3 protein-coding genes are annotated in these 1498 nt (G+C 71.8%); all 3 read left to right on the top strand.

Annotated features, from left to right (window positions below):
* A partial coding sequence (locus G6020_RS17245; RefSeq protein ID WP_241732746.1) for an aminotransferase class I/II-fold pyridoxal phosphate-dependent enzyme occupies positions 1 to 365 on the top strand: 365 nt, incomplete at its 5' end.
* On the top strand, positions 362 to 985 hold the full coding sequence (gene hisB / locus G6020_RS14810) for an imidazoleglycerol-phosphate dehydratase HisB (protein WP_179525136.1): 624 nt from the start codon (positions 362 to 364) through the stop codon (positions 983 to 985). The genes G6020_RS17245 and hisB, both read left to right, overlap by 4 nt.
* Positions 986 to 992: 7 nt before the next feature.
* Positions 993 to 1498: MFS transporter (locus G6020_RS14805; protein WP_182611137.1), on the top strand; the 506-nt coding region annotated here is incomplete at its 3' end.

The following is a 1498-nucleotide window of genomic DNA, read 5'->3' as shown; positions in this document are numbered from 1 at the left end:
TCCCCCTGCCGTACCACCTGTCGGTGATCGCGCAGGCCGCCGCCGCGGCCGCGCTGCGTCACGCCGAGGAGACCCTGGCGTCGGTCGCCCTGCTGGCCGAGGAGCGCAAGCGCGTCACCGCGGGGCTCGAGTCGCTCGGCTACGACGTGCTGCCCAGCGAGGCCAACTTCGTGCTCTACGGGCCCTTCGTGGACGCGCCCCGCGCGTGGCGGCGCTACCTCGACGCGGGCGTGCTCATCCGCGACGTGGGCATCCCCGGCCGTCTTCGTGCGACCATCGGGCTGGAGAGCGAGAACGACCGGCTGCTGCAGGTGAGCGCCGAGTTGGCGGGAACAGAGATCACCACGACGAGGGAGAGACGATGAGCGAGCAGGGCGGACGCGTCGGTCGCGTCGAGCGCACCACCAGGGAGTCGTCGATCGTCGTCGAGATCGACCTCGACGGCACCGGCCGGACGGAGATCGCCACCGGCGTCCCGTTCTTCGATCACATGCTCACCGCGTTCGGCCAGCACGGAGCGTTCGACCTCACGGTCCGCGCGACGGGCGACGTCGAGATCGAGGCGCACCACACCGTCGAGGACACCGCCATCGTTCTGGGCCAGGCGCTCGGGAAGGCACTGGGCGACAAGCGGGGCATCCGCCGCTTCGGTCAGTGCTCGATCCCGATGGACGAGACGCTCGCCGAGGCGGTCGTCGACGTCTCCGGGCGCCCGTACTGCGTCCACACGGGGGAGCCCGACGTCATGATCGGCTACGTCGTCGTGGGCCACGACAGCGCGCCGTACGGCACCGTGCTCAACCGGCACGTGTTCGAGACCCTCGCGTCGCACGCCCGCATCGCGCTGCACGTCCGCGTGCACTACGGGCGCGACCCCCACCACATCACCGAGGCGGAGTACAAGGCCGTCGCCCGGGCGCTGCGCGCCGCGGTCGAGCCGGATCCGCGGATCAGCGGGATCCCCTCGACCAAGGGCGCTCTGTGATGGCGAAGTGACCGCGGGGGTCACGAAGCCGGGCGCGTTCGCACAGCTGTCCCGGACCCCCGGTGTGCCGGCGGCGTTCGTCCTGGTGCTCCTCGCCTTCGGTGGCTTCTCGCTGCTCCTGCCCGTGGTGCCCCTCGCCGTGGTCCGGGGCGGGGGCAGCGAGCTGGTCGCCGGTGCGACCACCGGTGTGTTCATGACGGTCACCGTGCTGGTCCAACTGCTCACCCCGAGGATCACCGCGGCGATCGGCTACCGTTGGGTGCTCGCGATCGGCAGCGCGCTCCTCGGCCTGCCCTCGGGGCTGCTCGCCCTGTTCGACGGGCCGTTCGCGGTGCTGGCGGTCAGCGGTGTGCGTGGGGCGGGCTTCGGCATGATGACGGTCGCCGGCTCCGCACTGGTCGCCGAGCTCGCGCCACCCGGGATGCTCGGCCGCGCCACCTCGCTGATCGGCCTCGCGGTGGGGATCTCCGAGGCCATCTTCCTGCCTGTCGGTCTGTGGCTGCTGGAGGTCTT

Source organism: Dietzia sp. B19, assembly GCF_014145155.1.
GTDB lineage: Bacteria > Actinomycetota > Actinomycetes > Mycobacteriales > Mycobacteriaceae > Dietzia > Dietzia natronolimnaea.
This window is presented reverse-complemented; position numbering and strand designations above follow the sequence as displayed.

Bases quoted from the DNA above. Each gene is read 5' to 3' on its own strand.
- hisB (WP_179525136.1), top strand. From the start codon at position 362: ATGAGCGAGCAGGGCGGACGCGTCGGTCGCGTCGAGCGCACCACCAGG.